A 1,054-nucleotide genomic window follows, 5' to 3' on the forward strand; every position below is an offset into this window, starting at 1 on the left:
CGGCGTTGTTGCTCAAATCAGGGAACTATCCCGCAGTTTGGTGATCTGATCTCTTAGGTTCACCACCGGGAGCGCCAGATGGGCAAGTCCAAGCACAAGATCAGCAACTGGAAACAGTACAACCAAGCCTTGGTGCAACGTGGTTCGTTGACCGTCTGGATGGATGAGCAAGCCATCCAGCAGTGGCATTGCCAAACCCATCATGGCCGCCGAGGGCGAGGCTTCCATTACAGCGACTCCGCCATTGAAACCGCGCTGATGCTCAAGGCGGTATTCAAGCTACCGCTGCGTGCCTTGGAAGGCTTCATCAACTCGCTGTTCAAGCTGATGAAGGTGCCCTTACAGTCGCCGGACTACAGCTGTATCAGCAAGCGCGCCAAGACGGTCGAAATCAAGTACCGCCTACCGAGCCATGGCCCAGTGGCTCACCTGGTCATTGATGCCACCGGACTCAAGGTCTATGGCGAAGGCGAATGGAAAATTCGCAAGCACGGCAAGGAGAAACGCCGCGTCTGGCGCAAGCTTCACCTGGCCGTAGATGCGGCGACCCATGCCATCGTTGCAGCCGAAGTCAGCCTGGAAACGGTGGGCGATAACGAGGTGTTGCCCACGCTGCTCAACCCCTTGCGCCGCAAGATAGAACAAGTCAGCGCCGATGGTGCCTATGACACCAGAGCCTGTTATGCCCTACTGCAAAAGAAGGGCGCCAAGGCCACCATACCGCCGAGAAAAAATGCGGCATTCTGGAAGACAGGCCATCCACGCAACGAGGCGGTTGCCGCGCTCAAGGCAGGAGAACTGGAGCAATGGAAAAAGGACTCTGGCTATCATCAGCGCTCGATAGCTGAGACCGCCATGTATCGCTTCAAGCAGCTCATCGGTCCGAAACTGAGTCTGCGGAGCTACAACGCCCAGGTGGGTGAGATCCTGGCCGGGGTGAAAGTCATGAACAAGGTCATAGGGCTTGGTATGCCTATTCGGCAGGCTGTCAACTAAGCCCGCCCGGCGGGTTGGGGAGCGACCATCCAACTTTGGATTTGATCAACAAGGCCGC

At 57.1% G+C, this 1,054-nt stretch carries 1 protein-coding gene; it reads left to right on the top strand.

The features are described from left to right. The first annotated feature begins 78 nt into the window (after positions 1 to 78). Positions 79 to 996, top strand: a complete 918-nt coding sequence (locus tag FO013_RS22195) for an IS5-like element ISEc35 family transposase (protein ID WP_028016400.1) — start codon at positions 79 to 81, stop codon at positions 994 to 996. Positions 997 to 1,054 lie beyond the last annotated feature (58 nt).

It is taken from the genome of Brevibacterium aurantiacum, assembly GCF_007558825.1.
GTDB lineage: Bacteria > Actinomycetota > Actinomycetes > Actinomycetales > Brevibacteriaceae > Brevibacterium > Brevibacterium aurantiacum_A.